Annotated in this window: 20 protein-coding genes; 7 read left to right on the top strand and 13 right to left on the bottom strand. The window is 43.3% G+C overall.

The window, feature by feature from the left end; genetic code table 11:
* Window positions 1-48: 48 nt before the first annotated feature.
* Window positions 49-984, bottom strand: coding sequence for a branched-chain amino acid transaminase (locus ACPW7N_RS08850; RefSeq protein ID WP_425650694.1), 936 nt, complete (start codon window positions 982-984; stop codon window positions 49-51).
* A 179-nt stretch (window positions 985-1,163) separates the two neighbouring features.
* Between ACPW7N_RS08850 and ACPW7N_RS08845 the strand changes: the two genes are divergently transcribed.
* Window positions 1,164-1,343: a hypothetical protein gene (locus ACPW7N_RS08845; RefSeq protein ID WP_425650693.1), complete on the top strand. Its 180-nt coding sequence runs from the start codon at window positions 1,164-1,166 to the stop codon at window positions 1,341-1,343.
* A 54-nt stretch (window positions 1,344-1,397) separates the two neighbouring features.
* On the opposite strand, the gene ACPW7N_RS08840 is transcribed toward ACPW7N_RS08845, so the two are convergent.
* The 3 genes from ACPW7N_RS08840 to typA all read right to left on the bottom strand — a co-directional run bounded on the left by ACPW7N_RS08840 (window position 1,398) and on the right by typA (window position 4,048).
* Window positions 1,398-1,673, bottom strand: coding sequence for a hypothetical protein (locus ACPW7N_RS08840; RefSeq protein ID WP_425650692.1), 276 nt, complete (start codon window positions 1,671-1,673; stop codon window positions 1,398-1,400).
* Window positions 1,674-1,686: 13 nt separating this feature from the next.
* The gene (locus ACPW7N_RS08835) at window positions 1,687-2,010 is read right to left on the bottom strand and encodes a YlaH-like family protein (protein ID WP_425650691.1); all 324 of its coding nucleotides are present in this window, start codon (window positions 2,008-2,010) and stop codon (window positions 1,687-1,689) included.
* Between the two features lie 196 nt (window positions 2,011-2,206).
* Window positions 2,207-4,048 (bottom strand): translational GTPase TypA, encoded by a 1,842-nt coding sequence (gene typA, locus ACPW7N_RS08830; protein ID WP_425650690.1) that lies wholly within the window; start codon window positions 4,046-4,048, stop codon window positions 2,207-2,209.
* Between the two features lie 163 nt (window positions 4,049-4,211).
* Between typA and ACPW7N_RS08825 the strand changes: the two genes are divergently transcribed.
* The 3 genes from ACPW7N_RS08825 to ACPW7N_RS08815 are packed head-to-tail and all read left to right on the top strand — an operon-like array spanning window position 4,212 to window position 7,249.
* Window positions 4,212-5,594 (top strand): hypothetical protein, encoded by a 1,383-nt coding sequence (locus tag ACPW7N_RS08825; RefSeq protein WP_425650689.1) that lies wholly within the window; start codon window positions 4,212-4,214, stop codon window positions 5,592-5,594.
* Window positions 5,591-6,562, top strand: a complete 972-nt coding sequence (locus ACPW7N_RS08820) for a hypothetical protein (protein WP_425650688.1) — start codon at window positions 5,591-5,593, stop codon at window positions 6,560-6,562. The genes ACPW7N_RS08825 and ACPW7N_RS08820 overlap by 4 nt, the downstream gene beginning before the upstream one ends.
* 45 nt (window positions 6,563-6,607) lie before the next feature.
* On the top strand, window positions 6,608-7,249 hold the full coding sequence (locus ACPW7N_RS08815; RefSeq protein ID WP_425650687.1) for a YhcN/YlaJ family sporulation lipoprotein: 642 nt from the start codon (window positions 6,608-6,610) through the stop codon (window positions 7,247-7,249).
* Between the two features lie 69 nt (window positions 7,250-7,318).
* On the opposite strand, the gene speD is transcribed toward ACPW7N_RS08815, so the two are convergent.
* The 3 genes from speD to ACPW7N_RS08800 form a co-directional block, all read right to left on the bottom strand.
* Window positions 7,319-7,723 carry an adenosylmethionine decarboxylase gene (gene speD, locus ACPW7N_RS08810; RefSeq protein ID WP_425650686.1) on the bottom strand — a complete coding sequence of 135 codons (405 nt, stop codon included), beginning with the start codon at window positions 7,721-7,723 and terminating at the stop codon, window positions 7,319-7,321.
* Between the two features lie 248 nt (window positions 7,724-7,971).
* Window positions 7,972-8,574: a hypothetical protein gene (locus ACPW7N_RS08805; RefSeq protein ID WP_425650685.1), complete on the bottom strand. Its 603-nt coding sequence runs from the start codon at window positions 8,572-8,574 to the stop codon at window positions 7,972-7,974.
* 368 nt (window positions 8,575-8,942) lie between these two features.
* Entirely contained in the window at window positions 8,943-9,443 is a 501-nt protein-coding gene (locus ACPW7N_RS08800) for a DUF4446 family protein (protein WP_425650684.1), read from the bottom strand.
* Between the two features lie 181 nt (window positions 9,444-9,624).
* Between ACPW7N_RS08800 and ACPW7N_RS08795 the strand changes: the two genes are divergently transcribed.
* On the top strand, window positions 9,625-10,653 hold the full coding sequence (locus tag ACPW7N_RS08795; protein ID WP_425650683.1) for a PilZ domain-containing protein: 1,029 nt from the start codon (window positions 9,625-9,627) through the stop codon (window positions 10,651-10,653).
* Between the two features lie 116 nt (window positions 10,654-10,769).
* Here ACPW7N_RS08795 and ACPW7N_RS08790 read toward each other — a convergent pair whose 3' ends face one another.
* Window positions 10,770-11,369 carry a hypothetical protein gene (locus ACPW7N_RS08790; RefSeq protein WP_425650682.1) on the bottom strand — a complete coding sequence of 200 codons (600 nt, stop codon included), beginning with the start codon at window positions 11,367-11,369 and terminating at the stop codon, window positions 10,770-10,772.
* A gap of 335 nt (window positions 11,370-11,704) precedes the next feature.
* Between ACPW7N_RS08790 and ACPW7N_RS08785 the strand changes: the two genes are divergently transcribed.
* On the top strand, window positions 11,705-12,346 hold the full coding sequence (locus ACPW7N_RS08785; RefSeq protein ID WP_425650681.1) for a YktB family protein: 642 nt from the start codon (window positions 11,705-11,707) through the stop codon (window positions 12,344-12,346).
* Window positions 12,347-12,470: 124 nt separating this feature from the next.
* Here ACPW7N_RS08785 and ACPW7N_RS08780 read toward each other — a convergent pair whose 3' ends face one another.
* Window positions 12,471-13,436 carry an NAD(P)H-dependent flavin oxidoreductase gene (locus tag ACPW7N_RS08780; RefSeq protein WP_425650680.1) on the bottom strand — a complete coding sequence of 322 codons (966 nt, stop codon included), beginning with the start codon at window positions 13,434-13,436 and terminating at the stop codon, window positions 12,471-12,473.
* Between the two features lie 231 nt (window positions 13,437-13,667).
* Between ACPW7N_RS08780 and ACPW7N_RS08775 the strand changes: the two genes are divergently transcribed.
* Window positions 13,668-15,143 (top strand): aminotransferase class I/II-fold pyridoxal phosphate-dependent enzyme, encoded by a 1,476-nt coding sequence (locus tag ACPW7N_RS08775; protein ID WP_425650679.1) that lies wholly within the window; start codon window positions 13,668-13,670, stop codon window positions 15,141-15,143.
* 107 nt (window positions 15,144-15,250) lie between these two features.
* Here the strand turns inward: ACPW7N_RS08775 and ACPW7N_RS08770 are convergent, their stop codons facing one another.
* From ACPW7N_RS08770 to ACPW7N_RS08755, 4 genes are all read right to left on the bottom strand, one after another.
* Window positions 15,251-17,356, bottom strand: coding sequence for a TolB family protein (locus ACPW7N_RS08770; protein WP_425650678.1), 2,106 nt, complete (start codon window positions 17,354-17,356; stop codon window positions 15,251-15,253).
* Window positions 17,357-17,519: 163 nt separating this feature from the next.
* Window positions 17,520-17,642, bottom strand: a complete 123-nt coding sequence (locus ACPW7N_RS08765) for a GapA-binding peptide SR1P (RefSeq protein WP_425650677.1) — start codon at window positions 17,640-17,642, stop codon at window positions 17,520-17,522.
* 140 nt (window positions 17,643-17,782) lie between these two features.
* Window positions 17,783-18,613 (bottom strand): alpha/beta hydrolase, encoded by an 831-nt coding sequence (locus ACPW7N_RS08760; RefSeq protein ID WP_425650676.1) that lies wholly within the window; start codon window positions 18,611-18,613, stop codon window positions 17,783-17,785.
* Between the two features lie 188 nt (window positions 18,614-18,801).
* On the bottom strand, window positions 18,802-19,101 hold the full coding sequence (locus ACPW7N_RS08755; RefSeq protein ID WP_425650675.1) for a DUF3055 domain-containing protein: 300 nt from the start codon (window positions 19,099-19,101) through the stop codon (window positions 18,802-18,804).
* Window positions 19,102-19,141 lie beyond the last annotated feature (40 nt).

The following is a 19,141-nucleotide window of genomic DNA, read 5'->3' as shown; positions in this document are numbered from 1 at the left end:
CCACATAAAAAAAATCGCCCTCGCAACATGACGAAGGCGATTTTTTCCTTATTCGTACACAGGAGTAAGCCAGTGATGGAAAGCTTGGTTATGACCTCGTACGGCATCAAAGTACAGCTTTTGCAGTGTGAGCGTCGTCTCTCCCGGATTTCCGTTACCGACTGGGCGATGGTCAACTTTTGTTACAGGTGCAAGCTGAACTCCGGTTCCGCACAAGAACAGCTCATCTGCAATATACAATTCCGTTCTGTCAATCGAACGAATTTCAATCTTTAGACCAGCCTGCTCTGCCAGTTCCAGCAGAGTATAGCGGGTAATTCCTTCCAGAATCGCATCAGATACAGGGGAGGTAATGAGCTTGTCGCCACGCACCATGAACAGGTTCGAGGCGGTTCCTTCTGCTACGTGGCCGTCTGGAGTCAACATGATCCCGTCATCGAAGCCGCTGGCGATCAGATCGTCTACAGCCAAGGCAGCATTGATATAGCTCCCCGTTGCTTTTGCTCTTGTCGGGATAGCATTGTCGTCAAGGCGTCTCCATGGAGAAATACCGATATGTAAACCTTTGCTTACATCGAGATAGTCACCCAATGGCACAGTGAAAATACAGAAGTCATCCCGGATCCCACTCAGTTTCACTTTAATGACAGGATCTGCTTTATAAGCAAGTGGACGAATGTATACATCTTCACGATATCCGGATTTGTTCAAAATTTCTTTTGTAGCCGCCATCATTTCGTTGACCGTTTCATTGATTTGAATTTTCAAAATCCTGCATGATTGAAGCATCCGCACATAGTGTTCAGGACCTTTGAGAATGTACAATTGCTCATGCTCTTTGTTCCAATACGCACGAATCCCCTCAAATACACCTGTTCCGTAGTTAAGGGCATGAGTAGCAATACTAACCTTGGCATCTTCGAATGGAACAATTTTTCCCTGGAAGTAAGCATAGCCGAATGATGATAATGATTGGTCAGACATGGTTTTCATCCTTTCTCCTGAATTGCCTAAGTTTTTTTAATTATCCTACCACTTTTTCTGAAAGAATAAAAAGGTTTTCTACGAATTTACTGAAAAAGGATAACAGTGGATGACATTCATGAAATACCCTTGACTCCTGGTAAATTCACTGGACAAACTATCATCGGAGGTGATTCGGAATGAAAAAAGGAATCGTTCCAATTGTACTGGGGTCTGCCGTAACCGCAACAGGTCTTGGGCTACTCCGCAGCAAGCACAATCGTTTTCGTGCAGACAATCCTTTTGCCTGGGGCATTGCAGGCTTCGGACTTGCTCATATCGTCTTGGGTGCTATTGATGCTGCAAAAGCTGATTTTTAGCCAGAAACGATAAGCCGAGGATACTATCCTTTGTATCCCCGGCTTTTTGTTTTTTTATTCCATATTAAATTTCGGTTCTTGCTTGATTGCTTCGAGCAGTTGGTCAATTCGATCAATATCATATATCTGCATTTTTCGTTCATTGTCTACAGTATAATGCAGGGTATACATCGTTTCCTCTTTGTTGAAAACAATGTCACTTACTTTATGATCATCACGCAGGATTTGATCAAAAAATTCAAAGGTGTCGACCGCAGAACGATCATCAGGACGAGCATCTGCAACGACCTTGATTTGCAGCCAGTTAAACAGCACGTCTTCCAGTTTCACAACATTTCCCCTCCTACGATTCTTCCTGGATGTCTTTTCTCCGCAATCGTGCCAGGAGCATAACTAGCAATGCAACAAAAAGTGCAGCTCTCACTGGTAATCCCATAACATCCAGTATGGTAAACAAAATGGCTCCGACAAACAAGGCAATCCACAACAAGACCGTCTTGAGAATTGGCATGCGCATCCGGGTAGCAAATCCGGCATAATACACCATGATTAGCAAGGCAAAAATAACAAACAGCCGCATATCATCGAACCATATACGCAACTGATCATAGCTACTGGGCGGATTGTTCGTCGATACATAATTAGAAACCATTTCAACCCATTCCATCTTCTGTTTCTACTCCCCTTGCATTATACTTGCACTCCAGCTTGTCTTTGAAAATAGGACTACGTTTAACTTTATCAGTTGTCCCACTAACCTGTCAAAAAAACCGACCTGAGCTTCGTCGGGCGGGGACCCAAACTAAAAAAACCGCCTTGAACAGATTCTGCCCAAAGCGGTAATTTGACCACCCTAAGGTAGTTTAGTTTTGTGGTTGAGCTTCCCAACGTTTTTGTTTTGCATAACGTTCACGGTCTGATTTATTCAGATGCTTCTTGCGCAAACGTACGGACTGTGGAGTAACTTCACACAACTCATCGTCATTCAGATATTCAAGAGCTTCTTCCAGTGACAAAAGACGTGGTGTCTTCATTTTCACTGTCTCTTCTTTATTTGCAGAGCGCACGTTAGTTGCATGCTTCTCTTTGCACACGTTTACGATGATGTCATTATCTCGGTTGTGTTCGCCCACGATCATGCCTTCATATACTTCTGTGCCTGGTTGAATAAACATGATTCCACGATCTTCAACTGACATCATTCCATAGGAAGTTGCTGTCCCTGTTTCACTTGAAATCAGTACACCAGCATGACGTCCGCCTACTTCTCCCTGGAACAATGGACGATAATCCTCAAAGGAATGGTTCAGGATACCATAACCGCGTGTAATGGTTAAGAACTCAGTACGATAGCCAATCAATCCACGAGAAGGAATGATGAACTCAAGGCGTACTTGACCAAATCCGTTGTTGATCATATTCGTCATTTCCGCTTTACGCATACCGAGTGTCTCCATAACAGAACCCGTATACTCCTCTGGAACGTCAATAATCAGACGCTCAGCAGGCTCCATTTTCTTGCCGTCAATTTCACGGATGATTACTTCTGGTTTGGATACACCAAGCTCGTAACCCTCACGGCGCATGTTTTCTACTAAGATAGAAAGATGAAGCTCACCACGGCCAGATACGATAAAGGCGTCCGGTGAATCCGTCTCATCCACTCGCAGCGACACATCCGTTTCCAACTCGGACAACAGACGCTCACGCAATTTACGTGATGTTACGTGTTTGCCTTCTCGTCCAGCGAATGGACTGTTGTTTACAAGGAAAGTCATCTGGAGCGTAGGCTCATCAATTTTAAGGAGTGGCAAAGCGTCGAGATGATCTGGATCACAAACCGTCTCACCCACGTTAATATCTTCCAATCCTGAAATGCAGACGATATCTCCGGCTTTTGCTGTCTTCTGTTCTACACGGTTCAGACCAGAGAAACCGAAAAGCTTCTGGATACGCATGCGTTTCACGGACCCGTCACGCTTCATCAATGCTACCGTATCGTTCACATTCACTGTACCGCGATAAATGCGACCAATACCGATACGGCCCAAGAAGTCATTATAATCAAGCATAGTCACTTGCAATTGAAGTGGACCATTCTCATCTGCTTCAGGAGCAGGTGAATGTTCAATAATCGTATCGAACAGTGGTTTCAAATCGTCTTGTAGCTGATCTGGCTCCATACCGGCAATTCCAGCCAAACCGGAAGCATACACGATTGGGAAATCCAATTGATCTTCCGTTGCGTCAAGGTCAATGAACAAGTCATATACTTCATTGATTACTTCTTGTGGACGAGCATTTTCACGGTCAATTTTGTTTACTACAACAATTGGCGTTACTTTTGCTTCTAATGCTTTACGAAGTACGAAACGAGTTTGTGGCATACAGCCTTCAAATGCATCTACAATTAAAAGAACCCCATCGACCATGCTCATGATACGCTCTACTTCTCCACCGAAGTCAGCATGCCCAGGAGTATCTAGAATGTTAATGGTGTACTCATTGTATTTAACAGAGGTTGTTTTCGCCAAAATCGTGATCCCACGCTCACGTTCCAAATCGTTGGAATCCATCATGCGATCTTCCACTTGTTGATTGCTTCTGAATGTCCCAGATTGAATCAACAGCTTATCAACTAACGTGGTTTTACCATGGTCTACGTGAGCAATGATTGCTATATTCCGAATATCAGGGCGTTTCATAAGTTCCTCCTCTTTTTCACATACACTCCATCATAACAGGTAGATGTAATCTTAACAACGTACCAATATAAAAATTTTGTGTGTTTCTTCATGTAAAGGTTTGTCCAATATTCAAATAAATGGTAAAATGCGTAATAAATTCATCTTTTTAGGTGATGGTGAAATGATGAGTATCACACCTTGCAAGCAGACTGAATTATTCGCCGATACAGTAATAAAACTGGCTGATGCTTTTGGCATGTTCGCTACCTTTTATTCAACAAATCGTTACTCGAATCAGTATGTCTGGGATCAATGCGCATTTTCTGATCGGCGGACAATGTCTGCTACGTACTTCTTTCTTTCTCTGCATACATCGGATGGACGGATTGGACAGGCTCTCGGTCAAGGGATGTCTCAATCCGCACTAGAGAACGCCTTCCATCTGGCTAGGCATACGATGCAAAAAAACGAAAGACTGACAACTGTGATCAACCACTTGCAAAAATATGAACAACAGCAAAAAATCCCCCCTATTACCACGCCTCCCCGATCCGGGACATCAGACGTTGGTTTACGGCAGCACTATATTCAGTGGGAAGCTCATCACAGAGAGGCTGCTGGCATACTTTCACATTCTTCTCTTCGATCTTCATTGGAGACTTCAACAGAATACCATTATTCGCTGCGAACTGACGGAGTAAGTTATTCTACTGTGATTCAGCGTTTGCAAGGCATTCACCAATTTGAAGAAGGCAACCGGCGATCCGTCTACACGGCTGGTTACAGCACAGAATTTGATGATTGCCATCTGGTGGAACCGCTTATCATGTCCATGAATCAACTGCTTCAGCAAGAAAAAAGCAGACGAACACAATGGATCTCGTTCGGTCCTCCCAAAGTCGAACCTGCTCTTGATGCAACGTCTTGTCTTGTCATTGACTCAAGAATATTAGCTCACTTTCTGTTTGCCCGTATCGAGTTGAACCATCCCATCCAAAATCAGCATTATCGTACCAATTTCTCTATTTCACCGTTGGAAGGAACACTCGGGTATAATCCCTTTCACCCATTTGGCTATATTATTCCCTTATCAAAGCATGAATTTGCAAATCTGGATTTCGATCCCCTCTACCAGACTTTGTTTTCACAAGATACGGCCTGTTTTGGAAATCATGCAGCGTTGGACATCCCAGCTCTGTGTACAGATGATCCTGTTCCAGCATTTACTCATCCACAGCAATTGGTTCAGGTCATACAAATGAAAGGACTTGTCGATGACGAGCCTGTCTATTTTCTACAAGGAGTTCAAGCATTCAGGTTGGATAAGGAAAGCGCCACATGTGCCATTCTGCCAGACTATTTGTATAAATTTGAATCAGGTCAATTGCAGGCGATTTCAACTTTCTGGCTGATGGGAGAGGTAAATGGGTTCATCTCCCAACTGATTGGCGGATTAGGGCCTGATGTCATTGAGTATGCTGAACGATCCAACTGGTCTGTTTCACTACCACAATATGCTGTGCTGCATTTGAATCAATTTCAAAAGGAGAAGAGCAGGGAATGATTACACCTAACATACTTGCTGAATATTTATCGGATGTTATTGCGAAGCCCCTGTTCAAGCTGAAGCCGCACTCCTTTATGCTTTCCCATACGGAATCTGCTGCCATCGGTTCTGCAACCATACCTGAAATCAAACAGATGACGTACCTTGCCCTGCGATGGGAAGATGGTACCGTATCACAGCACCAGCTTGCCCTCGAAGAGCTAGCCTCCAACGGCTTGCCATTGGATGCATGGCGAACATCACGCTATTTTGCCAAAAGTTTACCTGAGCCTGCTCGTTCTCTACCTGATCACTGTTACTTTGATCAACAAATTGCTTGCATTATCCACCACAGGCAAATACCAGACTGGATGGATCGCTACCACTACAAGCTCCTTCATATAAAGAACATCATTTTTCAATCGACCGAAATGGAACACAAAAAGGACTGGACGCAAATCAAATTACAAATTCCAGGTTATTGGATAGACTTCCAAAGCAGTCACTTACCCAATGAATCGGAACAATCTTATTTGGATATGGAATCGTTATGGCTTCAAAAAGCCCTTGTCCACCCCTTACCAACCAATTATTCGAACAGATCATTTACCTGGGTTCTCTTATCACCGGATGCAGTTGCTGCTCTTCTCTCACAGGGGAATGCACAAGCCAGGGAATGGTACGAAACAAAAAAACGAGGAAAAATCTGGCTCTATCAGGAGTGGATGAATCACCAGGAAGAAATCTTATACGTGCCACGTCTACACCTACTTCAGGCAGGTCAGACACAACCATCCTTCCATGCGTACACACCTGAGGCTTATGTTTATACAGAAGGTTTGCCCTTTGCCAAAATACCGTTTACGTTCCGCTTTCGGTTATCTGCATTCGCAACGCCCGAACATGAAACACACTTGGTTAAAAAAGTAGGCTGGTCAGGATATGGGTTAGCCGTTCCGAGACGTTTACTGGAGGTTACTTCCTGAGTATTTTTCACCCCCATTCACAAAATAAGAATGGAGGTGGAATGAATGAAAAGATGGGTATATTCAATATCATGTTTACTTCTGTCCCTTTCGTTAGTCGCTTGCGGAACAAACAACGCAGCCAGAACCCAAAATCAAGCCGGCCCTGCTCCTGCAAAAAGCAATACCACGGGGATTCGCAGTTTTGGCTATGCAACTTCTCAAAAGCCTGCAACTCATCCTGGCGTGGCACAACCTGGTGTGACACCCCCTAGCGTTGCACAACCTGGACACATTACCCAAAATACTCATACAGCCACAACCTTTGATCATCACTTGGCAAAGAAAGTTGCTCAGGCTGCCGATAACGTTCCCGGTGTCGATGGAGCAACATCTGTCGTACGTGGCAATGAAGTCGTCGTCGGAATAAACACAAGAGTATCCAATACAACAGCCACACAACAGACTGTGATCGAACGTCAGGTCCACAGCGCGGTACGGGCCATCGCACCCAATCATCACATCCGGGTTACTTCTGATGCAACGATGGTGACACGTATCCGTACGCTTGCGTCTAACATTACTGGTTATGGCAAAGAGATGACGACTGGGCCGAACACTGTGGGCGCTAATCTTGCTAATGCTGGTAATGATTTCATGGCACTGGTCCGTGATCTGGGAAGAACGGCAACCGCACCATTTAGATAGCTAGTAATATAAAAAGGGTGCTCTCATACAGAGCACCCTTACCTATTCCATCATTTGAGTTACGAACAATTACTTCTTCACTAACTCTTTTACGTTGATTTCTGGATCAACTACTTGTAATTCTCCAATACCGCGTACAATTTTCTTTGCATGAATCTGAGTAGGTTTCAACACAGAGATCATGTAGTCAATTGCAACTTGAGGATCCACCGTTTCACCACAGGTGTAGCAATCCAACGCAGCAAAACCGCGCTCAGGATACGTGTGGATGGACAAATGACTTTCCGAGAGAAGAACCAGTACAGTAGCTCCTTGAGGTGAAAACTGTTTGGACTGAACACTTAGTACCGTAGCACCACAGGCTTCTGCTGCCTCAATCATTTGTTGCTTTAAAAAATCTGCGTTGTTTAATAGGTCGAATTGTACTCCCCAAGTATCAACGGCAACATGTCTTCCGAAAGTTGAGTATTCCATCTTTCGGTTCCCCCTTCCTAGCAAGTGTAATATTAAAACATCGCTAGGACCTGCGTCATTCACTAACGGGGGCGGTTTCTCCCGTGTTATCCACCCTTTGAAGTGAATCCTGGTTCCTAATCTTGTTTTCCAACGAGAATAAAATTATCATGCTTCGGGCGAATTGACAATACCTTTTTAAAAATTAATTTTTGGAAATAAAAAAATGGGCGTAATAAACGCCCACTTCCCTTGATATATAAGGCTTTTTACGCCTCTAAAACAAACAGTCTTTTTGAAAATGTGACGAGCTTTTCATCAACTGAACCAAGCTTCTCAGGATAGGATCGGTTCACCCAATTACGCAGGTCTAACAAACGATCAACTTCTTCTCGAATATGCTGGATTTCCTGTTCAGAACCCATCTTACTAAACATTTCTTCCAGTTCTTTTGTCCGTTGGTTCACTTCCACATCTGCTTCGAAAATGGGAACGCCCGCTTCTTCAGTTACTTCTTCAATACGAGTAACGGAGCCTTCGTCATAATGATAGACAACTGTAAAACCGTCATAAACCCGATGAACCACACCGTGTCCTTTGAAAGCTTTCATTGCCTTTCGCATAACATTGGCTAGCCCTAGATCCGTGATCACATAAGAGCTTTCACACAAATATCGGGAACCCTGGCGTCTGAAGGGAAGTTCAATATCTCCATTCCGGTCTGCCATCACGATATCTCTATCACCGTTATCACATACTTTAACTTGTACAGTAATGTTCTCTTCTACAAACAATTGGACGAACTGGTTTAACTCTCGTTCGCTCATTGTAAAATAGGCGTTCGCGTAATTCGTAGATAAACGCTGTGCCATAAATATCTCCTCAATTCTTCCAGTTTTCCAAGTCAAAAATAACCTGGTGCAGGCGGCTTATCGCGACGACTGCGTTTCCCTGGTGAGGAAGCTAAGTATCAACAAACGAACGTTGAAGAACCTGGCCTTGCCCAATGAGTATTAACTCTACATTGGTAATGAAGGCGGATCACCTACTTCTGTGATAATTACACACATTTACATTTATTATTATACATGAGAATAAACAAAAAATCCTCCCTTAGAAACGGGAGAATCTCGGAAAAATCTTGGTATTTCAGCGAGGTATCTGATTTTCGAAAAAGTTCTTACTTTTTAACAGGATTTCTCCTGATTTCTCTTAAAACGACGTAATATTGTGCATTGACTTACGATCTTGGAGTCTGGCTTGCTTTTTTAATCGCTGCATGCTCTTCATCAGACAGGTTGTAGATGGATTTACCCGCTTCCAACGGTTTGGCATACGTACGAGATTCTTCTCTGCCGTAAATACTGGTGATTACGACTCCATTCTGATTATCGTCAATGAGGGCAAGAGAAAAACTGAGGTCACTTCCTGTATTGCCAAAGGCATTATACCGAATAACAGCCAAATTGCCTGCAGATTGACTCAGTCGTTGGGTGAGCCGATTGAGTAAAAACTGCTGATCAGTCTGTTTGTTTTTTATCTCTTCCAATTGATCAATGATCGTAATCAGACTTTCTTCCAGGTTTTGACCACTTCCACCGGTGAAAAACTTGTTCTGTTTTTTCTTCATCCTGCCAAGCTGCAACCCTTGCAAAATGACAATGAAAAACAACAGGAGAATAAGAACAGACAACACGAGCGGAATATATGGTTCAGCAAAAACGGAAATCAACAATGGCATAACAGTTAATTCTTCCTTTCTACTTCAATCAGTCTTTCCTATTGTACATCTGGCTTCCCTCTAGTTCAAACGGATTATTCACACCAAGTGATCATCGTGCAAAAAACCTACAATACACAGGAAATTCGAAATGTTCTATACTGAAGGGAGCAGTTATTTTGTCCGAGAAAGGTGATTTTCTATGACGGATTCTTCCCTTTTGTATCTGCAGCTTCTTTCAGTTGAACAAAAAGGCTGGTTAACGCTTCGCATCAAGGATCAAAATCCCATTACGGCTCCTGCAGTAATTGGGCATATCAGTCAGAACTCGATTGTAGTGTTGTCTTCTTGGCAGTCGCTTATACCTGTGGAACGAATCGTGCAAGCTGAATTCCGTTACATCGAAAATTCCGGCATTTATACACTCGTATGCAATCAACTGGAATCATTCACTACCTCTACAAAAGGAATCCGTCTCGAATTGCTTCCCCCTTATGAAATGTCACATCGACAGCAACGGAACTTCATTCGTATCGAACCAGAAGGTGATTTCTCGCTTTCTTTTACACCACTATACCCTGACGATTACTTGCCGGGAACAGGCTTAATCAAAGATATGAGTGGAAATGGTCTGCGATTCCTAACAGACGAGTTCGTACATAAAGACTCCATTATCAAAATCTCATTCCCATTGCCGGAAACGGGCGAACTGATTACTGCTGTTGGACAAGTCGTCCGCAAAGAGTTCGCAAGCGATGAGACGATCACTTCTGTCCGATTCCTAGACCTTGACCCAGACGACCAGAAAAAACTAATTGCCTACTGCGTATCAGAACAACTCCGCATTGCTCAAAATCAATTGAAACAGCGCCGGAAGTTTGCCAGGATCACGTTGGAGACTCCGATTCAAGCCGATATTCGGGCCATCGATCAACCTGAAATTCACGAAACACAGATAATCAATCTTGGCGGCGGAGGGATGTTCATCATCACAACAACAGAACTGGTAGATTCTCCGCTTTATCATGTGACGTTCCAGCTTCCAGCCCACCAGCAAGTTTCTGCTTATGCCAAAGTAGTTGAAAAAACCATCAGTGAAGATATGGCCAAGTATCACTTCGAATTCGTAGACATACAGGCAAAAGACCAGGAGCTCATCGTTGATTATGTATTAGATCAGCAACTTGCCTTAATTCAGGAACCACCTGTTCTTCTCTCCGGCAAACAGTAAAATACAGAACCAAAAACACAAAGAAGCGGTAAACCCACCACGAAGGGAGTACCGCTTCTTACTCTGAATTCCATTCAGTTAGTTCCATGATCAACCTACCTATCTGGCAATTTGAGTTATACTTCCAGCAACAGCATTTCTCGGCGGAGTTTACGCAACATGTCTTTTGATTTTTCCACCTGCTTCGTATCATTTGATTGGATCGCATCATAGAGCGTAGAGAGTTCATAATCCAATTCCAAACGAAGCACCGGAATTCTCTCTTCTGCATCACGACGCTTCAACGCGGCAATTACCTGGTCCATTGTTACACTGCATGCTTTTTCATAAATCACTTTTTTCTCAGCTCCTTTTATCTCTACTATTCTGACGGCCTCCCCATAGCGGATATTCTTGACGACGATTTGATTTTCGTTGATCAGCTTGATAATGGCGTGGCCTTTTGCTTGCTCGATAAACTGATACAACACCATGGCTACCTGCATATCACGAACAGCGTAATCCAGTTCTGTTAACTTGAACCCTTGTGAATTCTTGTCAAACTTCAGTACATATTTGTCATAATTCGTAATGATTTGCAGAGAAAACTGTTGCACGGATTCCTTCCACCCGATGTCAAAACCGGACTGTACAAGCGATTGCATCAACTGATTGAGATGTGTTCTGTCGAACCACACGGCTACATTGCAATACTCCAGTGTGTTGTACGGTTTCATACTGTTCCCTCCCATTTAACTGAATACTCTGACGAATTTGACGAAATTATCGGGAGTGAGTGGTATATCATATTATTCAAGTTAGTGTTTTGCTATTCCCCCAAACCTAATTTCTTATTATTCTTTACCCGATTCTCATGCGGCCTAATCTTTTTTCGGACAAAATTTTGTCTTATTCGATATTATCGAACTTTTCTGATGTTTTAACCAGCGGGAGATATTTCCTGCTGTAAACTGCTATTGTCATTGTAGTTATGTTATCATATGGGAAAAATGCGTAAGACTTGACTTAAAAAACGCCCTTTTTTATTGACAGTGCTAGGAGGAGACCTGAATTGAACGATTTCAAAGGATTTAGTCAAACTGATTTTGATGTATTTACAATAGATGGATTGGATGCAAGAATGGATGCGCTCAAGTCGAATATCCGCCCAACCTTTGGGGTGCTGGCAGAACGTTTGACTCCGATGCTCTCCGTATTGACCAAAGAGGAAATGTTTCCGCATATCGCCAAACATGCCAGACGAACGGTGAATCCTCCAAGTGACACATGGATTGCTTGGGCTGCTGATAAACGAGGCTACAAAAAGCACCCACATTTTCAAATTGGACTATGGGAGACTCACCTGTTTGTGTGGTATGCCGTTATTTACGAATCACCGTTTAAACAAGAGATTGCCCTGGCCATGCAAAAAAATCTCAAACAGATTATGAAACTGATTCCCGATGACTTCCGTTGGTCTCCTGATCACACAGACCCTATGAGCAAGCTTCAATCGGAACTTGGGAAAAAGGGAGTCGAACAGTACATCCATCGACTGCAAACGGTCAAGAAAGCAGAGTTGCTTTGTGGCATTACCATTGATCGCCATGATCCGGTCCTTACTGACGGCGAGAAATTAATGGCACGTTTGGAAGAAACATTGGAAATACTCAGCAAGTTATATCTTTTGTGCAAGCCTTCCGTTCGAGTGTAAGGTTGATTGTCAGATGTAAACATAGATGTAAATTTATATATATGCACGAGAACAGGTCCATTTTTTAAAAAATCTCGCCCGACAATTGCTTACAATTGCCTTGTCGGGCGGGGTTTCTCTTTACCTACCCTTTCATGATTGTGGAAAGACGGTTGGTAATCTCGTCAGCCTGATGGAACATGCGTGCAAATAACTCCTGAACAGTTGGCACGTCATGAATCAGGCCAATCACCTGACCTGCCCATCCAAAGCCTTTTTGATCGTCCCCTTCATAAATAAACGAACGATTTCGTTCACCGGATATGTATTCCTTTAACTGTTCGTAACCATATCCTTGTGATTCAAGGCCAAGAATCGTCTCCGATCCCGCAGTCTTGACCACTCGGGCAGGAGCGCCAAGTGTCCGCTTGATTACGGCTGTGTCGTGTTCTGATCCTTTTAATAGTGCCTCTTTGTAAGCAGAATGTGCATGGACACATTCCTGTGTTGCAATAAAGCGGGTTCCCATTTCTACCCCTTCTGCCCCTAATGCAAGCGCTGCCATAATTCCTCTGCCATCGCCTATTCCGCCGCTTGCCAGTACAGGGATACTTACAGACTCGACAACACGAGGAATTAGAACCATTGTCCCCAGATCATCTCGTCCCAGATGTCCTCCCCCTTCTTGTCCAACTGCCATTACCGCATCTGCTCCGATTGCCTCAGCCTTCTGTGCCTGTCTGACCGCTGCCACCAGTACCAATTTCTTGATGTCGTGTCCATCCAATCGCCGAATCAAAGGCTCAGGATTGCCACCCGTGATGGAGACCACTTTTACGCCCTCTTCGATCGCTACATCAAGCATGTGTTCATAGGGGCGATTGTGCTGACCAATTGCATAATTGACACCGAATGGTTTATCAGTCATCGTCTTTACCTTTCGAATTTCCTCACGTAGAGCTTCAGGGGAAGGAAGCGACATGGCGGTAATTTGCCCCAAACCTCCAGCGATAGAAACCGCTGCGGCTAGTTCTGCATATGCTAGATAGGCAAGACCACCCTGGACAACAGGATAACGAATAGATAAGAGTTCTGTTACTCGAGTTTTCATGCACTAACACCCTCCTTTTCTTTCCTTTTTCTCGTTTCTCTTGTCTAACTCCTGCCAAAGTGAAAGAAACTAGATAAGATGCAGAATTTCCACATAAGATATTTTGAATATCTTCTAAAAAAATTCTTGCTTTCCCCCCCCTTTTTGCTATACTCAATTTTGTTGTTTTTTTTTGCAGTTTCAATGCATAAGAATGCTTAATAATTTCTATAAAAAGCGAGGCGATAACAATTGAGACAAGCTAAAACCCCCTTGTTCAGCGGATTAGTCGAACATGCCAAGAAAAATCCCATTCAATTTCATATTCCTGGGCACAAGAAAGGGACGGGTATGAACCCCGTATTCCGCGAATTTATTGGGGAAAACGCCCTCTCTATTGATTTAATCAATATCGCTCCGCTGGATGATTTGCATCATCCCAAAGCAATGATCAAAGAAGCACAAGATTTGGCTGCCGAAGCGTTCGGGGCTGACCATACATTCTTTAGCGTCCAAGGAACTAGTGGTGCCATCATGGCAATGATTATGGCTACCTGCAATCCGGGAGATAAAATTATTGTCCCCCGAAACGTTCACAAATCGATTATGTCTGCGATCATCTTCTCTGGTGCGATTCCGATCTTTATTCACCCCATGATGGATGAACGATTGGGAATTGCTCACGGCATTACAACCAAAGCGGTACAGAAAGCGCTGGAGGCACACCCTGATGCATCTGCGCTGCTGGTTATCAATCCAACCTATTTCGGATTTGCTGGCGACCTCAGGGAAATCGTTCGCATTGCACATAACTATCAGGTACCTGTACTTGTCGATGAGGCACACGGCGTACACATTCACTTTCATGAAGAAATGCCGATCTCAGCTATGCAAGCTGGCGCAGATATGGCTGCAACGAGTGTGCACAAGCTAGGCGGCTCACTTACACAAAGCTCGATCCTCAATGTTCGAGAGGGCCTGGTTGATGTCAATCGTGTAAAAACAGTGCTCAGTATGCTGACGACTACCTCGACTTCCTATATCCTGCTTGCTTCCTTGGATATGGCTCGTCAACACCTTGCCATGAACGGACATATGCTGGCACAACAAGCGATTGATCTGGCAATCAAGGCTCGTAATGAGATCAACCAGATCCCTCGACTATACTGTGTTGGTGAGGAAATTCTCGGTAAACCGGCGACCTATGCAATGGATAAAACCAAACTCCTGATTCACGTGAAAGATTTAGGTGTCACCGGTTGGGAAGTGGAGAACTGGCTTCGTGAGAAATATCATATCGAAGTCGAAATGAGTGATTTGTACAATATCCTCTGCTTCATTACAGCAGGCGATACAGAAGAAACCATTCAGATTCTGGTGAATGCACTGCGTGATCTCGCAGTTGAGTACTCTCATGCAGAGGCAGTTGAGAGACCTGCTGTGACGACTTTGCCAAATATCCCGGTGCTTTCGTTGTCTCCACGGGATGCCTTTTATACAGAAACGGAGATTATTCCTCTTAAAGAATCAGCAGGACGAATCATTTCCGAATTTATTATGGTGTATCCACCTGGTATTCCAATCTTCTTGCCAGGTGAGGTAATTACAGAAGAAAACATTGCGTATATTCAAGAGAATTTACGAGTAGGCTTGCCTGTACAAGGTCCTGAAGACGAATCAATCCAAACGATTAAAGTAGTTAAACGGCAGACAGCAATTTCCGGGTAAGAAAACCCACCCGACACTCGCACATCCTGAGCATCGTCGGCAGAGCCCCAAACTTATAAATTAAAAAAGACATTAGGTGTAAATCACCTAATGTCTTTTTCTTTTGCTTATGGAAGTACTTGAACGATAACCTCATCGAGTGGAACGGTCTCGATCAGCTCAATGGCTCTGTCAACATTGTCAACAAACTCCAATAAGTTATACTTCTCTTCTTTAGATGTGCCTCTGAAGAAAATAAAAATAATGTTTTCTGGAGCGTTGGAATCGATGATATTGTCAATAGTGTCGTCCAGAATAATCTCGGCAAGCGTGTACTCTTGAATTTCACCTGGTGTTTCGCCATCATCTTGTGGCTGTGCTAAGGCCATCATGTAAAGGGTGTTATCCTTGTCTCGCTCATCGATCCAGACAATCCGGTTGCCGCCTAAGCGAGCATCGGTTGGCTTGGCAAACTCACTGAATTTCACATCGAGATACTCTTCTTCATCCAGATCGTACAAGATGTACTCATAATCATTTTTATTTCTGCTGAATTCATTGTCTTCAAACAGGATTATGTTGCGAGAAATCTGCGGACGCTGCTGATCTCCCTTACCCTTGTCGAATACAGAATACACACGATCTTTTTCGAAGTCGTAGTAGTAGAGATCCATTGTTTTCTCCACTTTTGTCGTCCACACGATATAGTTCTCAGAGAGACTTGGGCTCTCGATATCCATATTCTTCTCAGAAATCGTCTCGATCTCTTCGTTTTCCTTGAAGTCAAAATAGTTGATCTCATGGTCACCTTTGCCGTCTTCTATCCACATCACACGATCGCCGGCAATATCAACCTTGAGTAATTCGTCGTTGGTATCTTCAATTTTTTTAGTGGATCCATTCGACAAATTAGTCAGATTAAGAACATAGTCTCTACCGTCTTCCTCAACCCAGAACAAGTTATTCCCGTCTATTTCATACAAATCTTCCACTGGTTTGGAGGATTTTGGTGTTGCTTTTTTGACGGTTTGCGTCTTGGTATTGTATGAGAAGAGGTCTTCTTCTTCTTTGTCATACCATACTGCATACGTGTTGCTAACAACAGGTCGATCTGGCTCATGACTGTCAGGAGAGATCGTCTTGATTTGGGTAGTTGCTACATCATAAAGCATGACTTTATCTTTTTTGCCTTCGCTAATAAACGTAACATACTTGTCACTCGCATCCGGCTGGCTTGGCTCCCCGATATTTCCGCCTAATGCAGTTAATTCTTCATCATCGATGTTAAACATATACAATGAGGTTACATCGTCATCTCTCATCGCAAAGAGAACATCTTCATCATAGATGACTGGTGTAATCCGGTCGTAAATGTCACTTTCAATAGACCCAGAATCCTCATTTTTCACATTGTAGAAATACAAGTCATCCTTCTGATTGTAGATGACCATGTTCCCATGCACCATTGGATTTTTGGAGTCATTGTCAGAATCGGTGATTTGCTCTTCTCTTTTGCGTGAGATGTCATAGTAATAAATGTTGCTTACTCCCTCACGTCTATCTTCAAACACGATCGTTCCATTGCTGACAGAAGGATTGGACTGATTGTACTTGTTTGTAGTGGCACGTCCCTCTTTGTTTGAGGATGTATCATAGTAGTAAATGTCCAAATTGGAGTTCCGCTCGTCCTGAAAAACAATTACTGAACCGCTTACACTTGGGTCACTGGCTTTGTTGCTGGTCGTAATTTGATTCTCTGTGTTACTCTTCAAGTTATAGGAATAAATATTGGAATTGCCTCCACGCTGGTCAGTCCAGACAATCGTGTTGCCATCGATATCGACATCAACTGGCTTCGCTTTATCCGAGGTAATCTTTGTCGTCTTTTCGGTGGAAATATTGTACAAATAAATGGATTTGGAATCTTCCAACCAAACCACATTCTTGCCATCTACCTTGACCATTGATTTCTTTTTGCCGTCTGCGGCAATTTTTGTTTCCTTGCCAGAATCACGGTCGTAAACAACAATACCTTGCTCCGTATCCCCGTTTGTTACCCATACTGCATAATCGCCAGAAAGATCGATTCCTGATGTATTGGATGGTTCCGGACTTGAACCTTTGATCTTAACTTCTTTTCCAATATTTTCATTTGCATAGGCAGCAGGTACATTCCAAAGAGATGTAGCCAGCACTGCCACAGCAAGCCATCCATAGACGCTCTTGCGTTTCATCTTGCTCCTCCTCTTCCCAAATAAATAAATTATTGGTCTCATTCCATTATAGGCAGGGGCAGACGCATAAACAAATAATTTTTTACTAAACAATGTGGAAAAACATTGAAATAAAAAAAGCGCTTCTTTCAAAAAGAGGCGCTTTCATCTATTCATCCAGCAATTATTCTTTGTCTTTCTTGTGATCTTCGCAACCACAGTCGCAAACACCGTACAGTGTCTTCACTTGATTGGATTCAAAATGATCGATAATTGTATCACAGCTTTGACATACGATTGTACCCATTCAAGATCCCTCCGAATTTTGCAATTAACATAGCATATTAAATGGTTAACACCAGAAAAATGTATTGTTTATTACCTGTATCCATCTTAATATGTCATACCAATTGCGTCAATAGGAAAATGAAAGGGTTTACTAGTATGTCACATTTCATTATGTAATCCGTGCTTCGTGCTTACATGGTTATCCAACCACGTTCCAAGCTGCTCCAAAACCTCTTGTCGCTCCGGTTCGTTAAAGACCTCATGATACAAACCGGGAAAGGAGATGAATGTTTTGTCTGTGGAAGGAAGCCGCCACACAAAGTTTTCGACTTTTTGGGGATCAATCAGACAATCACTTCCTGCCTGCAAGACAAGTGTGGGAAGATTAATCTTTTGACTGTTCACCGCGGCATTTTTCATCTCTCTTTGCAATTCTTGAAACCAACGGACACTAACTTTCTTGTAATTAAGCGGGTCATTCTGATATTTAACTTGCATTACAGGGTCTCTTGTCACCTGGTAAGGAGCGATATCATTGCCCATACGCAGTTTCGGCCAAATCTTGTCCAGGGCATCCGCCAAACCTGCTTTCCACGCAGGAACCTCAACTTTCAGTGCGAGACATGGCGATGAGAGAACCAATCCCGCCAAGCGCTCCTTATTCTTGTACTCTTGAACGAACCTTGTTGCAACTAGCCCGCCCAAACTATGTCCCAAAACAAATAGCGGGAGGTGAGAAGGCAGCTTCGTTAAGGCAAGACTGATCCATGCTTCTACCGCATCCAGGTACTCCTGAAAAGATTCGATATGCCCTTTCAATCCGGGAGAACGTCCCCATCCCGGCAAATCTCCTGAAACAACATTGTATCCTCGCCCAATCAGATACTCCGCAACGTGTTCATAACGCCCCGAATGTTCAGCCGTTCCATGAATGAGCAGAACCGTTCCCCTCGCATCATCCACAATCCAATCCCGATAAAACAGTTCCATACCGTTCCTCCCAAACACGTTACTTTTTCCATTCATTTCATCTTCATATCTTATACTGTAGTGGAAAACAGACCGGACGCCAAGTATCCGCTCCGTTCACGCAGGGCCCCAAACTTATAAAATGAGAAAGGAGCAGAAGATTCCTCTTCTACTCCCGTGTTGCAACTATTGGCAATGGCTGAAAGCGCTTAATATTGATTTTCTTCAAATGGCATGGACGGCAATCTGTCCTGAAAAAATTCCGAAAGCTCCTTGGCTTCCACTGGGCAGTTGAGTCGGAAGATTTTTTGCAGATAAGCTGGATTAATTACATCCTCAGAGCTAAGAAGGGTAGATTGCCCTGTCTGCATACAGATGACTAACGGCTTACCAAAAAAATGTTGAGAATACACAATCCCAAAATCATACCGGGACTTCTCAGAAATGAAACCAAAAAAGTTGACAGTCGCTGTTTCTGATTCATTATACAGGTAATCGTAACGGTCCAAGGACAAGCCCTCCTTTTTCTGTAAATTTTTGAATTATCTT

The sequence above is a fragment of the Brevibacillus nigriterrae genome (assembly GCF_049846925.1).
GTDB lineage: Bacteria > Bacillota > Bacilli > Brevibacillales > Brevibacillaceae > Brevibacillus_H.
The sequence above is the reverse complement of the archived record's forward strand: the minus strand, read 5'-3'. Positions and strand labels throughout refer to the sequence as shown.

Bases quoted from the DNA above. Each gene is read 5' to 3' on its own strand.
- ACPW7N_RS08825 (WP_425650689.1), top strand. From the start codon at position 4,212: ATGATGAGTATCACACCTTGCAAGCAGACTGAATTATTCGCCGATACA.
- ACPW7N_RS08845 (WP_425650693.1), top strand. From the start codon at position 1,164: ATGAAAAAAGGAATCGTTCCAATTGTACTGGGGTCTGCCGTAACCGCA.
- ACPW7N_RS08805 (WP_425650685.1), bottom strand. From the start codon at position 8,574: ATGGCACAGCGTTTATCTACGAATTACGCGAACGCCTATTTTACAATG.
- ACPW7N_RS08765 (WP_425650677.1), bottom strand. From the start codon at position 17,642: ATGGGTACAATCGTATGTCAAAGCTGTGATACAATTATCGATCATTTT.
- ACPW7N_RS08835 (WP_425650691.1), bottom strand. From the start codon at position 2,010: ATGGAATGGGTTGAAATGGTTTCTAATTATGTATCGACGAACAATCCG.
- ACPW7N_RS08815 (WP_425650687.1), top strand. From the start codon at position 6,608: ATGAAAAGATGGGTATATTCAATATCATGTTTACTTCTGTCCCTTTCG.
- speD (WP_425650686.1), bottom strand. From the start codon at position 7,723: ATGGAATACTCAACTTTCGGAAGACATGTTGCCGTTGATACTTGGGGA.
- ACPW7N_RS08795 (WP_425650683.1), top strand. From the start codon at position 9,625: ATGACGGATTCTTCCCTTTTGTATCTGCAGCTTCTTTCAGTTGAACAA.
- ACPW7N_RS08850 (WP_425650694.1), bottom strand. From the start codon at position 984: ATGTCTGACCAATCATTATCATCATTCGGCTATGCTTACTTCCAGGGA.
- ACPW7N_RS08760 (WP_425650676.1), bottom strand. From the start codon at position 18,613: ATGGAACTGTTTTATCGGGATTGGATTGTGGATGATGCGAGGGGAACG.
- ACPW7N_RS08770 (WP_425650678.1), bottom strand. From the start codon at position 17,356: ATGAAACGCAAGAGCGTCTATGGATGGCTTGCTGTGGCAGTGCTGGCT.
- typA (WP_425650690.1), bottom strand. From the start codon at position 4,048: ATGAAACGCCCTGATATTCGGAATATAGCAATCATTGCTCACGTAGAC.
- ACPW7N_RS08790 (WP_425650682.1), bottom strand. From the start codon at position 11,369: ATGAAACCGTACAACACACTGGAGTATTGCAATGTAGCCGTGTGGTTC.
- ACPW7N_RS08800 (WP_425650684.1), bottom strand. From the start codon at position 9,443: ATGCCATTGTTGATTTCCGTTTTTGCTGAACCATATATTCCGCTCGTG.
- ACPW7N_RS08820 (WP_425650688.1), top strand. From the start codon at position 5,591: ATGATTACACCTAACATACTTGCTGAATATTTATCGGATGTTATTGCG.
- ACPW7N_RS08780 (WP_425650680.1), bottom strand. From the start codon at position 13,436: ATGAAAACTCGAGTAACAGAACTCTTATCTATTCGTTATCCTGTTGTC.